17 protein-coding genes are annotated in these 16,037 nt (G+C 75.0%); 12 read left to right on the top strand and 5 right to left on the bottom strand.

All coding sequences use genetic code 11. From position 1 onward, the window contains the following. Positions 1-40 precede the first annotated feature (40 nt). Both DQ238_RS20400 and greA read right to left on the bottom strand, forming a co-directional pair. On the bottom strand, positions 41-367 hold the full coding sequence (locus DQ238_RS20400; RefSeq protein ID WP_199506483.1) for an RNHCP domain-containing protein: 327 nt from the start codon (positions 365-367) through the stop codon (positions 41-43). A gap of 13 nt (positions 368-380) precedes the next feature. Further along, on the bottom strand, positions 381-884 hold the full coding sequence (gene greA, locus DQ238_RS20405) for a transcription elongation factor GreA (RefSeq protein WP_113783081.1): 504 nt from the start codon (positions 882-884) through the stop codon (positions 381-383). 216 nt (positions 885-1,100) lie between these two features. On the opposite strand from greA, the gene mca reads away from it, so the two are divergent. The 6 genes from mca to DQ238_RS20435 all read left to right on the top strand — a co-directional run bounded on the left by mca (position 1,101) and on the right by DQ238_RS20435 (position 6,769). After that, the gene (mca, locus tag DQ238_RS20410) at positions 1,101-1,988 is read left to right on the top strand and encodes a mycothiol conjugate amidase Mca (protein WP_113783082.1); all 888 of its coding nucleotides are present in this window, start codon (positions 1,101-1,103) and stop codon (positions 1,986-1,988) included. Beyond that, the gene (locus DQ238_RS20415) at positions 1,985-2,335 is read left to right on the top strand and encodes a hypothetical protein (protein ID WP_113783083.1); all 351 of its coding nucleotides are present in this window, start codon (positions 1,985-1,987) and stop codon (positions 2,333-2,335) included. The genes mca and DQ238_RS20415 overlap by 4 nt, the downstream gene beginning before the upstream one ends. 144 nt (positions 2,336-2,479) lie before the next feature. Further along, positions 2,480-2,746: a hypothetical protein gene (locus tag DQ238_RS20420; protein ID WP_199506484.1), complete on the top strand. Its 267-nt coding sequence runs from the start codon at positions 2,480-2,482 to the stop codon at positions 2,744-2,746. A gap of 9 nt (positions 2,747-2,755) precedes the next feature. Continuing rightward, entirely contained in the window at positions 2,756-4,765 is a 2,010-nt protein-coding gene (locus DQ238_RS20425; protein WP_113783084.1) for a thioredoxin domain-containing protein, read from the top strand. A 58-nt stretch (positions 4,766-4,823) separates the two neighbouring features. Next, positions 4,824-5,438, top strand: a complete 615-nt coding sequence (locus tag DQ238_RS20430) for a hypothetical protein (protein WP_113783085.1) — start codon at positions 4,824-4,826, stop codon at positions 5,436-5,438. A gap of 80 nt (positions 5,439-5,518) precedes the next feature. Next, complete coding sequence (locus tag DQ238_RS20435) at positions 5,519-6,769, top strand: geranylgeranyl reductase family protein (protein ID WP_113783086.1); 1,251 nt, start codon at positions 5,519-5,521, stop codon at positions 6,767-6,769. A 99-nt stretch (positions 6,770-6,868) separates the two neighbouring features. Here DQ238_RS20435 and DQ238_RS20440 read toward each other — a convergent pair whose 3' ends face one another. After that, positions 6,869-7,684 carry a hemolysin III family protein gene (locus DQ238_RS20440; RefSeq protein ID WP_199506485.1) on the bottom strand — a complete coding sequence of 272 codons (816 nt, stop codon included), beginning with the start codon at positions 7,682-7,684 and terminating at the stop codon, positions 6,869-6,871. A 142-nt stretch (positions 7,685-7,826) separates the two neighbouring features. Between DQ238_RS20440 and DQ238_RS20445 the strand changes: the two genes are divergently transcribed. The 4 genes from DQ238_RS20445 to DQ238_RS20460 all read left to right on the top strand — a co-directional run bounded on the left by DQ238_RS20445 (position 7,827) and on the right by DQ238_RS20460 (position 11,556). Then, positions 7,827-8,606 (top strand): isoprenyl transferase, encoded by a 780-nt coding sequence (locus tag DQ238_RS20445; protein WP_113783110.1) that lies wholly within the window; start codon positions 7,827-7,829, stop codon positions 8,604-8,606. 13 nt (positions 8,607-8,619) lie between these two features. Next, the gene (locus DQ238_RS20450; RefSeq protein ID WP_113783111.1) at positions 8,620-9,834 is read left to right on the top strand and encodes a DUF885 domain-containing protein; all 1,215 of its coding nucleotides are present in this window, start codon (positions 8,620-8,622) and stop codon (positions 9,832-9,834) included. Further along, entirely contained in the window at positions 9,835-10,014 is a 180-nt protein-coding gene (locus DQ238_RS20455) for a hypothetical protein (protein WP_113783087.1), read from the top strand. It begins immediately after the preceding gene. A gap of 246 nt (positions 10,015-10,260) precedes the next feature. Continuing rightward, positions 10,261-11,556: a PhoH family protein gene (locus DQ238_RS20460; protein ID WP_113783088.1), complete on the top strand. Its 1,296-nt coding sequence runs from the start codon at positions 10,261-10,263 to the stop codon at positions 11,554-11,556. An 82-nt stretch (positions 11,557-11,638) separates the two neighbouring features. Here DQ238_RS20460 and DQ238_RS20465 read toward each other — a convergent pair whose 3' ends face one another. Both DQ238_RS20465 and DQ238_RS20470 read right to left on the bottom strand, forming a co-directional pair. Beyond that, positions 11,639-12,472 (bottom strand): response regulator transcription factor, encoded by an 834-nt coding sequence (locus DQ238_RS20465; RefSeq protein WP_113783089.1) that lies wholly within the window; start codon positions 12,470-12,472, stop codon positions 11,639-11,641. A gap of 153 nt (positions 12,473-12,625) precedes the next feature. After that, positions 12,626-13,285, bottom strand: coding sequence for a response regulator transcription factor (locus DQ238_RS20470; RefSeq protein WP_233496140.1), 660 nt, complete (start codon positions 13,283-13,285; stop codon positions 12,626-12,628). Between the two features lie 576 nt (positions 13,286-13,861). Between DQ238_RS20470 and DQ238_RS20475 the strand changes: the two genes are divergently transcribed. Both DQ238_RS20475 and DQ238_RS20480 read left to right on the top strand, forming a co-directional pair. Beyond that, positions 13,862-14,188: a TcmI family type II polyketide cyclase gene (locus DQ238_RS20475; protein WP_113783091.1), complete on the top strand. Its 327-nt coding sequence runs from the start codon at positions 13,862-13,864 to the stop codon at positions 14,186-14,188. Between the two features lie 46 nt (positions 14,189-14,234). Then, a complete protein-coding gene (locus DQ238_RS20480; RefSeq protein WP_233496141.1) occupies positions 14,235-16,034 on the top strand; it encodes an acetyl-CoA carboxylase carboxyltransferase subunit alpha in 1,800 nt (599 codons plus the stop codon). Positions 16,035-16,037 lie beyond the last annotated feature (3 nt).

Raw genomic sequence — 16,037 nt, forward strand, 5'->3', positions numbered from 1 at the left:
AGCCCCCCGCCGAAGGTCGACACGGGGAGAGGTCAGGCCTCTACAACCAGGGCAGCGAGAGGACGACGTCGAGGTCGTCGGGGCCGTCACCCTCGCGGACCAGCCGGTTGGGCTGGCGGTGGCCGCACGCCGTGCAGCGGTGGACCACCTGCCAGCCCTTGCCGGACTTCTCCACGAGGCCGATCGGCGCCATCGGCGCCCGGCACCCGCTTGCCCGGTCACCGGGCAGCTCGTCGACGTGCAACGACCACAGGCACGCCGGGCAGTGGTTGCGGTAGTGCCCGTCGGTGGTGGCCGGCACGGCCGAGGCGCAGTGCACGCAGACGAACCCGGTGTTCTCCGCCCGCCGCGAGCGGGCGGGGCTCACGCGGGGACCCCGGTCAGGCGACGTAGGGCTCGACGGCGACGACGTCGACGGTGATGTCGCGGCCGCCCGGGGCCTGGTAGGTGACGGTCGTCCCGGGCGCGGCGCCCATGATGGCCGACCCGAGGGCCGACTCGGGGGAGTAGACCTGCAGGTCGGTGGTGCCGGCGATCTCCCGCGAGCCGAGGAGGAACTTCTCGGTCTCGTCGTCGCCCTGGAACCGGATGGTGATGACGGTGCCGGTGGCTGCGTGGGCCGCCGTCGTCGGCGCGTCGCCGACCCGGGCCTTGCGCAGCAGGTCCTCCAGCTGGCGGATGCGGGCCTCCTGCTTGCCCTGCTCCTCCTTGGCGGCGTGGTAGCCGCCGTTCTCGCGGAGGTCGCCCTCCTCGCGGCGGGCGTTGATCTCGGCGGCCATGGCCGGACGGCCCGCCACCAGCTGGTCGAGCTCGGCCCTCAGCCGGTCGTGGGCCTCCTGGGTCAGCCAGACGCCCTGGTTCTGCTCGTCAGTGGAGGTGGACACGAGGGAGCTCCTGAAATGTCGGTGGCCGCTCCCCGTGCGGGGAACGGCCGCGTTCAGAACCGCCAACGTAACACCGTCGTCGGGGGACGTGTTCCGCCCCGGCCCGGCGCCGGAGACGCGGAACGCCAGGCTGTCGTGGCATGACGAGCGCCACGTCCCCCGCTCGGAGGCCGCGACGGGCGGCGGGGCACGGGCGCGACAGGGGACAATGGTCCGGTGAGCGAAGCAGACCCGTTGCGCCTGCTCGCGGTGCACGCCCATCCCGACGACGAGTCGAGCAAGGGCGCCGCGACGATGGCCAAGTACGTCGCGGAGGGCGTCCGCGTCATGGTGGCGACCTGCACCGGCGGTGAGCGGGGTTCGGTGCTCAACCCGGCGCTCGACCGCCCCGACGTGTGGGAGCGGCTGCCCGAGATCCGCCGGGAGGAGATGGCCCGCGCCCGCGAGATCCTCGACGTCGAGCAGGAGTTCCTGGGCTTCGTCGACTCCGGCCTGCCCGAGGGCGACCCGCTGCCGCCGCTGCCCGAGGGCTGCTTCGCGCTGGTGCCCACCGAGGAAGCCGCCGCCCCCCTGGTCGAGCTGATCCGCCGGTTCAAGCCGCACGTCATCACGACCTACGACGAGCGCGGCGGCTATCCGCACCCCGACCACGTCAAGACCCACGAGGTCTCGGTGCACGCCTTCGAGGCCGCCGGCGACCCCGACCGCTACCCCGAGCTGGGCGAGCCCTGGCAGCCGCTCAAGCTCTATTACCACATGAGCTTCACGCTGCCCCGCACGCGGGCGCTGCACGAGGCGATCCTCGCCTCGGGAGCGGAGTCCCCGTACGCCGAGTGGCTGGAGAACTGGGACCCGGAGCGGGACACGTCCCACCGGGTGACCACGAAGGTGCCCTGCGCCGAGTACTTCGCCGTGCGGGACGCCGCCCTGATCGCGCACGCCACGCAGATCGACCCCCACGGCCGCTGGTTCGCCTGTCCGCTGGAGGTGCAGCAGCAGGTGTGGCCGACCGAGGACTACGAGCTGGCCCGCTCGGTCGTCGACTCGCCGGTGCCCGAGGACGACCTGTTCGCCGGCGTCCGCAGCGAGGTGACCGTGCGGTGACCGCCGCCACCGTGCTCGCCGCGGCCGGCGACCAGCTGCCCGAGGACGTCGGCAAGGCGGGCCCCATCGGCCTGCTGCTCATGGTGCTGCTGCTCATCGCGGTGGCGCTGCTGGTCAAGTCGATGTCGCGGCACCTCAAGCGGCTGCCCCGCAGCTTCGACCCCGAGGACGCCGAGCCTCGGGTCGTCGTCCCCGACACCCCGGCCGAGTTGGTCGAGCCCCGCCCCGCGCCGGGGCAGGAGCTGCTCGACACCCTCCGCCGCGCCCCCCGGGCGATCGAGGGGCCACGCCGCGACGGCGACGGCGACGGCGACGGTCGAGCGGCCGCTCCCCGGCCGGAGGACTGAGCCACCACAACGCCGACCACGATGGCTGGTCGGTCCCCGGATCGCCCTCATCGGGGCGGCGTTCTCACGTCGGGTGAGGAGCGCGCGCCGCGGACGTCCGAGCAGCCGACGCCCGCGCCCGGCTTCGGCGGGGTCGGCAGCCGGTTGCTCGAGTTCGCCGAGAAGGTCGTCTACGCCGGCATCGCCCTGCCGCTCATCGCGGCGGCGTGCATCCTGCTCGTCCGCGCCGCGTGGACGGGCTGGCTAGTGTTCGGCGACTTCTCGCAGACGGACTTCTCGCAGACGATGGTGCTGGCGCTGCTCGACGTCCTGCTGCTCGGGCTCACGTCCTGGCTGCTGCGACGCAAGGAGCGCGAGCCGGACGAAGGCAAGCGGAGCGACCCGGGGCGTGCTGGGGGGACCGCCGGGTAGGCAGGGTGCGTGCCCAACCGACTCGCCACCGCCACCAGCCCCTACCTGCTGCAGCACGCGGACAACCCCGTGGACTGGCGGGAGTGGGGGCAGGATGCCTTCGCCGAGGCCCGCGAGCGCGACGTCCCGGTGCTGGTCTCGGTCGGCTACGCCGCCTGCCACTGGTGCCACGTGATGGCCCACGAGTCCTTCGAGGACGAGGTCACCGCCGCGCAGATGAACGCCGACTTCGTCTGCGTGAAGGTCGACCGCGAGGAGCGGCCGGACGTCGACAGCGTCTACATGACCGCGACCCAGGCGCTGACCGGCCAGGGCGGTTGGCCGATGACGGTCTTCACGACCCCGGACGGCAGGCCGTTCTACTGCGGCACCTACTTCCCGCCGCGGCCGGCGTCCGGCATGCCCGCCTTCCGCCAGGTGCTCGCGGCGGTCAGCGACGCCTGGCGAACCCGGCGGGACGAGCTGGAAGCCGCGAGCTCCCGCATCGCGCAGGGCATCTCCTCGCGGCTGGACCTCGGCGCGCCCACCCCGCTGTCGCCCGAGGTGCTCGACGCGGCCGTGACCGCGCTGGTCGGGAGCTACGACGAGCGCTGGGGCGGCTTCGGGGGCGCGCCGAAGTTCCCGCCGTCCATGGTGCTGGAGTTCCTGCTCCGCCACGCCGCCCGCACCGGGGACGGCGAAGCGCTGCGGACGGCCCGCGGCACGCTCGAGGCGATGGCCCGCGGCGGCATCCACGACCAGCTCGCCGGCGGCTTCGCCCGCTACTCGGTCGACGCGCAGTGGGTGGTGCCGCACTTCGAGAAGATGCTCTACGACAACGCCCTGCTGCTGCGCGGATACTTGCACCTGTGGCGGGCCACCGGCGACGAGTGGGCCCGCCGGGTCGCCGACGCGACCGCCGCCTTCCTCGTCCGCGACCTCGGCACGCCCGAGGGCGGCTTCGCCTCCGCGCTCGACGCCGACACCGAGGGCGTCGAGGGGCTCACCTACGTCTGGACGCCGGCCCAGCTGGTCGAGGTCCTCGGGGAGGACGACGGCCGCTGGGCCGCCGAGGTGTTCGCGGTGACCGTCGACGGGACGTTCGAGCACGGCACCTCGACGCTGCAGCTGCTGCACGACCCCGACGACCCCGCCCGGTTCGCGTCGGTCCGCGAGCGGCTGGCCGCGGCCCGGGCGCGCCGTCCGCAGCCGGCCCGGGACGACAAGGTGGTCACCGCCTGGAACGGGCTGGCGATCGCCGCCCTGGCCGAGCACGGCGTGCTCACCGGGGACGACGGGTCGGTGACCGCCGCCCGCCGGGCCGCGGAGCTGGTCGCGTCGACGCACTGGGTGGACGGACGGCTGCGCCGGGCGTCGCGGGACGGCGTCGCGGGCGCTCCGGCCGGCGTGCTCGAGGACTACGGCGACCTCGCCGAGGGGCTCCTGGCGCTGCACCAGGCCACCGGCGAGGGCCGCTGGCTGGAGCTCGCCGGCGACCTGCTCGACGTCGTGGCCGAGCAGTTCGTGGACTCCGCCAGCACCCCACCCACCTGGCACGACACCGCCGCCGACGGCGAGACGCTCGTGCACCGGCCGTTCGACCCCACCGACGGCCCCACCCCGGCCGGCGTCGCGGCCGCCGCCGGTGCCGCCGTCACCTACGCGGGCCTGGCCGGCTCGCCGCGGCACCGCGAGCTGGGCGAGGCGGCGGTCGGGTCGCTGGCGCGGCTGGTGGCGCAGGCGCCCCGGGCGGCCGGCTGGGCCGCTGCGGTCGGGGAGGCGCTGCTCGCCGGCCCGCTCGAGGTGGCGGTGAGCGGGCCGGCCGGGGCGGAGCGTGACGCGCTGGCGACCGTCGCCCGGACGTCGACCAGCCCGGGTGCCGTGGTCGTGGTGGGGGAGCCGGACGCGCCCGGCGTCCCGCTGCTCGCCGACCGGCCGCTCGTGGGCGGCAAGCCGGCGGCCTACGTGTGCCGCGGGTTCGTCTGCTCCGCGCCGGTCACCGACGTGTCCGCTCTGAGCGCAGCGCTCGACCCTTCCTGAGGACGCCGCGACGACTTACCGTGTAAGTGTGTAATCAACACACGCTGAGGAGGCCGTCGTGCACGGACACCACCGTTTTCCCGATCCGCCCTTCGCCGGCATGCGAGGCGGGTTCCGCTCGGGCTTCCGGGGGCGTGGCCCCGGCGGCCGCGGCCGCGGACCCGACGCGCCGCCCCCGGTCGAGCGCGCCGAGGTCGCCGGCTGGTTCGCCGGCCGGCTGCCCGACGACTGGTTCACCGGCCCGGTGGACCTGGCCACCGACCGCGACGAGATCACCGTCGTCGGCACCCTGCCCGAGCCCGAGGCGGGGGAGGGCGACCCGGCCGCGGCGCGGGCGGGCCGCATCGCCCGCTTCCGCGAGGACACCCGCGAGCAGCGCATGGCCATCGCCGACGCCGCGCAGGCCCGCTACGGCCGCTCGGTGGCCTGGGGGGCGGCCTGCGACGACGTCCGCGAGCTGTTCACCAACCTGTCGGTGCCGGTGATGACCCGGCTGCGCCAGCCCGAGCGGCTGGTGCTCGACACGCTCGTCGACGCCGGGGTGGCCCGCTCGCGCTCCGAGGCGCTGGTGTGGGCGGTCCGGCTGGTCGGGCAGCACACGCAGGACTGGCTGACCGAGCTGCGCGAGGCCATGGCCTCGGTCGAGGAGGTGCGCGGCCGGGGGCCGCAGTAGGAGGACGAGGTCCTCCTGCTCGTCGTGGAGGCCCCCGGCCCCCACTCCTCGGCCCGACACGACCGGGGACACTGAAGGGCGTGCCAGCCAGCGCCGCCGTCCCGACCGCCACCGAGGTGCTCGTGGTCGGCGCCGGGCCGGCCGGTGCGGCCGCCGCGGCCTGGGCCTCCCGGGCCGGCCACGACGTGGTGCTCGCCGACGCCGCGGTCTTCCCGCGGGACAAGACCTGCGGGGACGGGCTGACCCCGCGGGCGGTCGCCGAGCTCGACCTGCTCGGCCTGGGGAACTGGGCGCGCGCCCGGGCTCGCAACCGCGGGCTGCGCGCGGCCGGCTTCGGGCAGGTCTGGGAGCTGCCCTGGCCGGGCGGGGAGTTCCCCGACCACGGCAGCGCGGTACCGCGCACGGAGCTCGACGCCCGCATCCGGGCAGCCGCGCTGGCCGACGGCGCCGTCCCGCTGGAGAGCGCCCGCGCGGTCGACGTCGAGCGGGACGGCTACCGGGTGGCCGGGGTGGTCTTCGAGGTCGGTGAGGAGACGGTCACCGTCGCCTGCCGGCGGCTGGTCGTGGCCGACGGGGTGCGGTCCCCGCTGGGCCGGGTGCTCGGTCGCGAGTGGCACCGGGACACCGCCTACGGCGTCGCCGCCCGCGGGTACGTGCGCTCGCAGCGGGCCGACGACGAGTGGATCTCCTCGCACCTGGAGCTGCGCGGCGCCGAGGGCGAGCTGCTGTCGGGCTACGGCTGGGTCTTCCCCCTGGGGGCGGCATCGGGGCAGGTGAACATCGGCGTCGGCACGCTGGCCACCGCCCGCCGTCCCGCCGGGGTGCAGCTCAAGGCGCTGCTGGAGACCTACGCCGACGCCCGCCGGGAGGACTGGCGGCTCGACGGGCCGGTGGAGGCGCCGGCATCGGCGCTGTTGCCGATGGGTGGCGCGGTCACCGGCGTCGCCGGGCGCAACTGGGCGCTGGTCGGGGACGCCGCCGGGTGCGTCAACCCGCTCAACGGCGAGGGCATCGACTACGGCCTGGAGACCGGGCGCACCGTCGTCGGGCTGTTCGGCGAGGACGACTGGTCGCGGGCCTGGCCGGCCGAGCTGCGGCGGCACTACGGCGAGGCGTTCTCCATCGCCCGCCGGCTCGCCGGGCTGCTCACCGTGCCCCGGTTCCTGCCCGCCGCGGGCCCGGTCGGCATGCGCTCGCGGGCGCTGATGACCGTCGCGCTGCGGGTGATGGGCAACCTGGTCACCGACGCCGACCGCGACGTCGTGGCCCGCGCCTGGCGCGCGGCCGGCCGGCTGTCCACCCGCCTCGACCAGCGCCCCCCGTTCACCTGATCGAGCGCTCCCGGCCGAATCCCACCCCCGGGTATGGGAAGCGATACCTGCGTCCTGCCGCCCATGACGCAGGTATCGCTTCCCATGCCCGGGGGACCGTCAGCCGACGAAGGGGCTGTTGTACATCGCGAAGTAGACGGCGGTGTAGTGGCAGATCGCCGCCACGACCGTCAGCGCGTGGAAGACCTCGTGGTAGCCGAAGACGCCGGGCACCGGGTTGGGCCACTTGATCGCGTAGGCCACCCCGCCGAGGGTGTAGAGCAACCCGCCGACGGCGAGCAGCACCAGCGAGGTGACCCCGGCGATGTGCAGGATGTCGGTGAGCACGAAGACGGCCACCCAGCCGAGCCCGATGTAGAGGGGTACGCCGACCCAGCGCGGGGCCGTCGGCCAGGTCAGCTTGAGGAAGACGCCGGCCAGGGCGCCGGCCCACACGGTGGCGAGCACCCAGTAGCCGGTCGGCTGGTCCACGGCCAGCAGCGAGAACGGCGTGTACGTGCCGGCGATGAACAGGAAGATCATCGAGTGGTCGAGCCGCTTCATGAGCTTCCAGCCGCGCGGTGACCAGCGACGGCGGTGGTAGAGCGCGCTGATCCCGAACAGGCCGCAGATCGTGGCGCAGTAGACGGCGACGGAGAACCCGGCGCGGGCGCCGAGCACCGAGGCCAGCGGGATGAGCACCGCTCCGGCGACGATGGCGCCGAAGAAGGCGAACAGGTGCAGCCAGCCGCGCATCCGCGGGCGGGTGTCGGGGTGGTCCCAGTCGTCGTCGGCGAAGTCCTCGGCGGTCCAGGTCCGCTCGACCCGCCCGCCCTCCTCGAGGACGGCGGCCACCGCCTGCTGGAGGGGTGCCTCGATCTCGGCGCCGTCCGCCTCGATCCGCACGGGTCCACGGCCGTCGGGGGAGACGCTCATGCGCCGAGGCTACGTACGCGCTGCTGGGGGTGCACCGGGACGCGGATGTGACCCGGGCAGCTCGTCTCGGGTGGCCCCCTGCAGGGCCCCGTCGCGAGCCTGCGAGCGGCGGGGGGCAGGGGGTCCTTCTAGGGTGACGGCCGTGGGGGTGCGTCAGTGGACTCGCGACGTCCTCACCCAGCTGTACGAGCGCCGGCTGGCCCGGGCGCTGGAGGGCGCCGACATCCCGCGCCACGTCGGGGTGATCGTCGACGGCAACCGGCGGTGGGCGCGCTCGATCGGCCTCGAGGACCCCAACGCCGGTCACCGGCGCGGCGCGGACAAGATCGCCGGGTTCCTCGGCTGGTGCGACGAGGCCGGCGTCGAGGTGGTCACGCTCTTCCTGCTCTCCACCGACAACCTGTCCCGGCCCGAACCCGAGCTGGTCCCGCTGCTGCGGATCATCGAGGGCGTCGCCGGCGACCTCGCCGCCCCCGGCCGGCGCTGGCAGCTGCGCCCGGTGGGAGCCCTGGAGCTGCTGCCGGCCGAGACGGTCGCCGTCCTCAAGCAGGCGGAGGAGGCCACCCGCGACCGCCCGGGCGCCACCGTGAACCTCGCCGTCGGCTACGGCGGACGGCGGGAGATCGCCGACGCCGTCCGGTCGCTGCTGGCCGAGCACGCCGAGCGGGGGACGACGCTGGACGAGCTGGTCTGCGTGCTCGACGTCGAGCACATCGCCGAGCACCTCTACACCCGCGGCCAGCCCGACCCCGACCTGGTGATCCGCACCAGCGGGGAGCAGCGGCTGTCGGGCTTCCTGCTCTGGCAGACCGCGCACTCGGAGTTCCACTTCACCGACGTCTACTGGCCCGACTTCCGCCGCGTCGACTTCCTGCGCGCGCTGCGTGCCTACGCGGCGCGGCACCGGCGGTTCGGCGGCTGACAGACTGCTGCTCATGCCGGCCTCCCCCGACCTGCCCCTGGAGTACGTGCGCCTGGGGCTGCGATTCGACCGGCTGGAGCCCGGCTTCGTCGACGCCTACACCGGTGACCAGCGGATGCGGGCGGAGGTCGACAGCGAGCCGGCCCCCACCCCGCAGGGCCTGCGCGACCGGGCCCGGGGGCTGCTGCGCGAGCTGGACGCCGCCGACCTGCCCGCCGACCGCACCGCGTTCCTCCGCGGCCAGCTCACCGGCCTGGAGTGCAGCGCCCGGAAGATGAGCGGCGAGCCGGTGACCTTCCTCGACGAGGTGGCGAGCTACTTCCAGGTCGACCTCACCCTCGGCGACCCGGCCGCCTACGCCGCCGCGCACGCCGAGCTCGACGCGCTGCTGCCCGGCCGCGGTCCGCTGGCCGAGCGCTACGCCGCGCACCGTCGCCGGGAGGAGTGCCCGCCGCAGCGGCTGGCCGAGGCCGTGGACGCGCTCTCCAGCGCGCTGCGCGACCGGGTGCACGTCGAGTACGGGCTGCCCGAGGTGGAGACCGTCCGGTACGAGGTGGTCACCGACCAGCCCTGGTCGGGGTTCAACTACTACGAGGGCGACTACCGCTCCCGGGTGGCGATCAACGCCGACCTGCCGCACCGGCTGGCGCAGCTGCCGCACCTGGTGGCCCACGAGGCCTACCCGGGCCACCACACCGAGCACTGCCGCAAGGAGCAGGGGCTGGTCGAGCGGGCCGCCCGCCTGGAGCACACGGTGTTCCTCGTCAACACCCCCGAGTGCCTCATGGCCGAGGGGCTGGCCGACCTCGGCGTGCAGGCCGCGATCGGGGAGGGCTGGGGGCCGTGGGCGGCCGAGGTCCTCGGCGACCTCGGCCTGCACCTCGACGGCTCCCTCGCCGAGCGGATCGCCGCCGCGGCCGCACCGCTGAACCGGGTGCGTCAGGACGCCGCCGTCCTCCTGCACGACCGGGCCGCCGACGCCGACGAGGTGGCCGCCTACATCCAGCGCTGGTCGCTGGTCGGCCCCGACCGGGCCCGCCAGCAGCTGCGCTTCCTCACCCACCCGCTGTGGCGGGCCTACATCACCACCTACGTGGAGGGCTTCGACCTGCTCTCGCGCTGGCTGGACGCGCGCCCGGCCGGGCAGCCGGTCGCCGACCGGTTCGTCCGGCTGCTCGACGAGCCCCTCACCCCGGCCGCCGTGGCCGGCGAGCTGCAGGCCGCCTGAGTGGTGACGCGGCACGGCCCCGAGGAGGCCCGCGACCTGGGCCTGTGGACGGCCGGGTGGCTGGCCGTGCTGCTGGTCGCCGGCATCTGGTGGATCGGCGACCTGCGGCTGCAGTGGCCGGTGCTGCTCGTGCCGCTCGTCTGGGCGCTGGTCGCCGTCCGGCCGCGTCGTCGCCGCTGAGCCCTCGGGGGCGCTGGGTCGGCTGGGGCGGCTGGTACCCCGATGGAGGGACACGCCCGCCGGCCGTCACCTCCCTGTCACCTCCCGGGCCTACCGTCCGCGGTGGAGGACGAGCTCACCTCGTCGTCCACGGGAGGCCCGGTTGGTGCTGACGATCTCGTCGACCAGGGGGCCGGTGCCCGGCTCCCGCGCCGGGGCCCGGTCACCTTCGAGCCGGGGCGCGGCGCGCCCCACGGGAGTCGACACGTGAACACTCGCCGCACGTTCGTCCTCGACACCTCCGTCCTGCTGTCCGACCCCGCGGCGCCGCTGCGCCTGGGCGACTCCGACGTGGTCCTCCCCCTCGTCGTCATCGGGGAGCTCGAGGACAAGCGCAACCACCCCGAGCTGGGCTGGTTCGCCCGCCAGGCGCTGCGTCTGCTCGACGACCTGCGGGTCGCCCACGGCCGGCTCGACGCGCCGGTGCCCGTGGGCGAGGACGGCGGGACGCTGCACGTCGAGCTGAACCACAGCGACCCGTCGGTGCTGCCGGCCGGCTTCCGCAACGACAGCAACGACAGCCGGATCATGGGGGTGGCGTTGCACCTGCGTGCCGAGGGGCGCGACGTCTGCCTGGTCACCAAGGACGTCCCCCTCCGGGTGAAGGCCGCATCGGTCGGCCTGGAGACCGACGAGTACCGCGCGCTGGACGCCGTCGACGCCGGGTGGACCGGCATGGCCGAGCTGTCCCTGGACGACGGCGAGCTGTCGGCCCTCTACGACGACGGCACGGTGTTCGTGCCCGACGCCGCCGAGTTGCCGACGCACACCGGGCTGGTGCTGCTCTCCGGGCGCGGCTCGGCGCTGGGGCGGGTGACCCCCGACAAGCAGGTGCGGCTGGTGCGCGGCGACCGGGAGGCCTTCGGGCTGCACGGTCGCTCGGCCGAGCAGCGGGTGGCCCTCGACCTGCTGCTCGACCCGGACATCGGCATCGTCTCGCTCGGTGGGCGGGCCGGCACCGGCAAGTCGGCGCTGGCGCTGTGCGCCGGGCTGGAGTCGGTGATGGAGCGGCGGGCGCACCGGAAGGTCGTCATCTTCCGGCCGCTGTACGCCGTCGGCGGCCAGGAGCTCGGCTACCTACCCGGCAGCGAGGGCGACAAGATGTCGCCCTGGGCGCAGGCGGTCTACGACACCCTCGGGGCGCTGGTCTCCACCGACGTGCTCGACGAGATCGCCTCGCGCGACCTGATCGAGGTGCTGCCGCTGACCCACATCCGCGGCCGGTCGCTGCACGACTCGTTCGTCATCGTCGACGAGGCGCAGTCCCTGGAGCGCGGGGTGCTGCTCACCGTGCTGTCCCGGCTGGGGTCGGGCTCGCGGGTGGTGCTCACCCACGACGTCGCCCAGCGGGACAACCTCCGGGTCGGCCGGCACGACGGCGTCACCGCGGTGATCGAGGCGCTCAAGGGCCACCCGTTGTTCGCGCACGTGACCCTCACCCGCTCCGAGCGCTCGCCGATCGCCGCCCTGGTGACCGAGATGCTGGAGGACCTCCCGATCTGAACCAGGTGACGGACTGGAACGGCCCCCTTGCCGGGTCCCGCGCCGAGCCTGCGAGGCGTGGGGGGCAAGGGGGTCCTTTCGTTCAGGAGGTGGCCAGCTCGTCGCGGTTGACCAGGATGGCCAGCTGGGTGCGGGTCCGGACCTCGAGCCGGCGCAGCACGGCGGTGAGGTGGCTCTTCACCGTGGCCTGGCTCAGGAACAGCCGGCGGGCGATCTCGTCGTTGCTCAACCCCTGGGCGACCAGCACCGCGACGTCGCGCTGCCGGCCGGTGAGCCGGTCGAGCGGGCCGCTGCCGGCCGGCGCCGCACCGTCCCGGACGGAGTCGTCGCTCAGGTAGCGCACCAGGCGGCCGGCCACGGCGGCGTCGAGGGCGGCCTCGTCGCGGGCCAGGGCCCGGACCGCGTCGACCAGGCGCTGGGCGGCCAGCCGGCGGGACAGGTAGCCGCGGACGCCGGCCCGCAGCACCTTGACCAGCTCGGGATCGGGCGGAGCGGCGACGTCGGCGAGGACCAGCACCGCGGTGCCGCGCTGCGAGAGCTCCCGCACCAGCGGGAGGCCACCCTCGACCAGCGCCTGGCGCACCACCACGATCTGGACGGAGTCGTGGTCGGCGGCGGCGATCGCCGCCGGGAGGTCGTGCACCTCGCCGACGACGGCGAGGTCCGGTTGCGCGTCCAGGACCACCCGCAGCCCCAGGCGGTACAGCTCCTGGTCCTCGCAGAGCAGAATCCGGACCAGGCTCACCAGGGGGCGCGCCGGGAGCGGATGGGGGGCCGGCCGGCCCCCTCCCCGGGGTTCGGGCACCCGCAGCGGGCTGCCCCCGGCGGCGGGCCCGGGCGGGCGGTCGTCCACGTGCGCCCGCCCGGCGGGGCGCGCGCCGGCGGGCTGGGGGACGACGACGCCGTAGCGGCTCATGGGCTCACCCCGAGCTCTCCGCCGCGGACCCCGACGGCGCCGGTGGCTGGGCGCCGGGTCGGGATCGCGGCTTCGGGTCGAATAGTGCACGAGACGTTACCGGTTCCGGCGGGTGACCGCCGGTGAGCGCACACACACGGGCACCGGAGGTGTTCACACGGTCATCGGCGGGGCGGGTCCGACCCTGGGGGGCGGCCGCCCGCCCGGCCGGCCCCGGTTGACGTGGATGGCCAGCTGCGTCCGGTCGCGCAGCCCCAGGCGGCGCAGGACCACCGTGATGTGGCCCTTGACGGTGGCCTGGGACAGGTGCAGGGACGCGGCGATCTCCGAGTTGGTCAGCCCCTGGGCGACCAGGGCGGCCACCGCCTGCTGCCGCGCGGTCAGCCGGGTCTCCGGAGTCGGCCGCTCGCCGGTCGCCGGCACCGTCGGCTCGTCGAGGTTGTTGAGCAGGTGCTCGTCCAGCCGCGTCTCGCCGCGGACCACCGCCCGCACGGCCTCCACCAGGCGGGCCGGGCTCACGCTGCGCACGTAGAAGCCGCAGGCGCCGGCGGTCAGGGCGGCGACGAGGTCCGCGCGGGTGCCCGTCTCGCTGAGCAGGATGACCTTCACCCCGCCGGTGCTCAGCTCCCGGACCAGCTGCAGGGCGCCGTTCCCCGGCGTGTCGTGCCCGACCAGGGCCACGTGGGGGACGTGCTCGTCGGCCAGCGCCAGCGCACGGGAGGAGTCGGGGGCCTCGGCCACGAGGACGAGGTCGGGCGCCGAGCGCAGCACGGTGCGCAGCCCGAACCGGAACACCTCGGAGTCGTCGCACACCAAGACCCGGGCCGCAGCGCCGGACGGCAGGTCCTCGGCTGCAGGGTCAGGGCCCCGTACCTCCGCCATGTGCTCAGCTCCTGCTCCGGATCCCCCACTCCGGCACGGGGTCCACGTGCCGGCGTCCCAGACGGCCCGGAGAAGACCGGTCGCCCCGTCGGGGCGGGAGGTGTGGCGTGGCGCTCGGTTCGTCGGTCCCGCTCCAGGTCCCCGAAAAGTAGGTGATGCACGACCTGGGCGCCACCTGCTCGGGAACCGCTCCCCCTCGGTCCCGCCCGACTTCATACCCGGGTAGGGGGCCGACCCGCCCCGGGGCAGGTCGGCCCGCCCGCAAAGTCGGACGGAGCACCGCCCCGCGTCGGGTCCCGCACCGCAGGTGCGCACGACCCGCACCTCTCGTCTCAGCGGGTCCCCGGCCCGCCCCCACCCCGCGGTCGTGGATGCGGAACGGGACCTGTGACGGATTACGGCGTCGCTGTAGCCGCTCTAACGTTTGCCTCGTCTTAACCCGGCGCCCTCACAGCTTCCTCCCTGCCGGCTCACAGTTCGACGGACGCACGACGAGGAGGACCTCCGGTGCACCAGACCATGATCATCGCCAAGATGGCGCCGTCGTCCGCAGCGGACGTCGCCGAGATCTTCGGCCGCTCCGACGCGACGTCGATGCCCCACGAGATCGGCGTCGTCCGCCGCACGCTCTGGCAGTTCCACGAGCTCTACGTGCACCTCATCGACTTCGACCGCCCGGCGGCGGAGGCGATGCGGATCGCCCAGTCGCTGCCCGCGTTCCGCGCGGTCAGCGACGACCTGCGGCCCCACATCGAGGCCTACGACCCCAACTGGAAGTCGCCTCAAGACGCGATGGCGCGCCGGTTCTACCACTGGACCTCGTCGCCCGAGTGAGGGCCGCCCGCCCCGTCGGGGGCGGGCGAGGGGGAGAGGGGGAGTCGTGACACAGACGCCTGTGTCCCGGACAGCGACACCGCCGCCGGCGCGAGCGGCGCGCACCGAACGCAGCACGCCGCCGTCGGGGGAACGGTCCGGGTGGACCTCGTGCCCCGGCTGCGGCTGGCTGCTCTACCGCAAACGGCTCGACCGCAACCTGCAGGTCTGCCCGGAGTGCGACCACCACCTGCGCATGGACGCCCGGGCACGCATCGACCTGCTCGCCGACACCGGCAGCTTCGCCGAGCAGGACTTCACCGCGCTGTCCCCCGACCCGCTGTCTTTCACCGACCTGCGGGCCTACCCCGGCCGGCTGGACGACGCCTCGCGCCGTTCCCAGGAGTCCGAGGCGGTGGTCGTCGGCACGGCCCGCATCGGCGGCCACGACGTCGTCCTCGCCGTCATGGAGTTCGGGTTCCTCGGCGGCAGCATGGGCATCGAGGTGGGCCGGCGCGTCTGCGGAGCGGCCGAGCTGGCGCTGGAGCGGGGACTCCCGCTGCTCACCGTCTGCGCCAGCGGCGGCGCGCGGATGCAGGAGGGCGTCTTCTCGCTGTTCCAGATGGCCCGGACCAGCCAGGCCTTCGCCCGCCTGCGCGAGGCCGGTCAGCTGTCGGTGTGCCTGCTCACCGACCCTACCTACGGCGGGGTGTCGGCCTCCTTCGCCACCCTGGGGTCCGTCGTGGTCGCCGAGCGGGGCGCGCACGTGGGCTTCGCCGGGCCGCGGGTGGTGCAGGAGACCATCCGCGCCGAGCTGCCCGCCGGCTTCCAGACCGCCGAGTTCCTGCTCGAGCACGGGCTGGTGGACCGCGTGGAGAGCCGCGCCGAGGTGCGTCCCCTGCTCATCCGGCTGCTCGCCCTGCACAGCAGCGCCTCCTCCGACGCCGACCGGTCCGGCCTCTTCGGCGGCGCGGCCCGACCGGGGCCGCGGCGGTCGGACGACGGACCGGACGCGGCCGCTCCGGTGCACGAGGACCCGTGGGTGGTCGTGCAGGAGGCCCGCTGCGCCGAGCGGCCGACGACGCTGGACTACCTGCACTCCGCCTTCGACGACTTCGTCGAGCTCCACGGCGACCGGGCCTTTGCCGACGACCCGGCCGTCGTCGGCGGCCTGGCCTCGATCGAGGGCCGCACGGTCGTCGTCATCGGCCACCAGAAGGGCCGCACCGTCCGCGAGCGGGTGACCCGCAACTTCGGCATGCCGCACCCCGAGGGCTACCGCAAGGCGCAGCGGCTGATGGACCACGCCGAGGCCTTCTCGCTGCCCGTCGTCACCCTCGTCGACACGCCGGGTGCGCACCCCGGGCCGGAGGCGGAGGAGCGGGGCCAGGCGCACGCGATCGCCGGCATCATCATGCGCAGCAGCCGGCTGCGCGTCCCGGTCGTCGCCGTGGTGACCGGCGAGGGGGGCAGCGGTGGCGCGCTGGCGCTGTGCACCTCCGACCGCCTCCTGGTCATGGAGAACGCCTTCCTGTCCGTGATCAGCCCCGAGGGGTGCGCCGCCATCCTGTGGCGGACCGCGACGGAGGCGCCGACCGCCGCCCGGGCCATGCGCCTGGGTGCGGCGCACCTGCTGGAGACCGGGATCGCCACCTCCGTGGTCCGGGAGCCCGCGGGCGGTGCGCAGGCCGACCCCGTCGCGGCGGCCGACCGGCTCCGGGAGGCGCTGGTCCGCGAGCTCGACGACCTCGCCGGTAGCGACCCCGACACCCTCCTCGCCGCCCGCAGCCGCCGGTTGTCCGGGATCGGCGGGGCCGAGGCGCACGCCGGGACGGGCCCGCAGCCCGCCCCCCGGACCCAGGACTGAGCC

The organism is Geodermatophilus sp. TF02-6 (assembly GCF_003319115.1).
Classification (GTDB): domain Bacteria; phylum Actinomycetota; class Actinomycetes; order Mycobacteriales; family Geodermatophilaceae; genus Geodermatophilus.

Coding starts and splice junctions, on each gene's coding strand:
- DQ238_RS20465 (WP_113783089.1), bottom strand. CDS start 12,472: ATGAGCCGCTACGGCGTCGTCGTCCCCCAGCCCGCCGGCGCGCGCCCC.
- DQ238_RS20440 (WP_199506485.1), bottom strand. CDS start 7,684: ATGAGCGTCTCCCCCGACGGCCGTGGACCCGTGCGGATCGAGGCGGAC.
- DQ238_RS20450 (WP_113783111.1), top strand. CDS start 8,620: ATGCCGGCCTCCCCCGACCTGCCCCTGGAGTACGTGCGCCTGGGGCTG.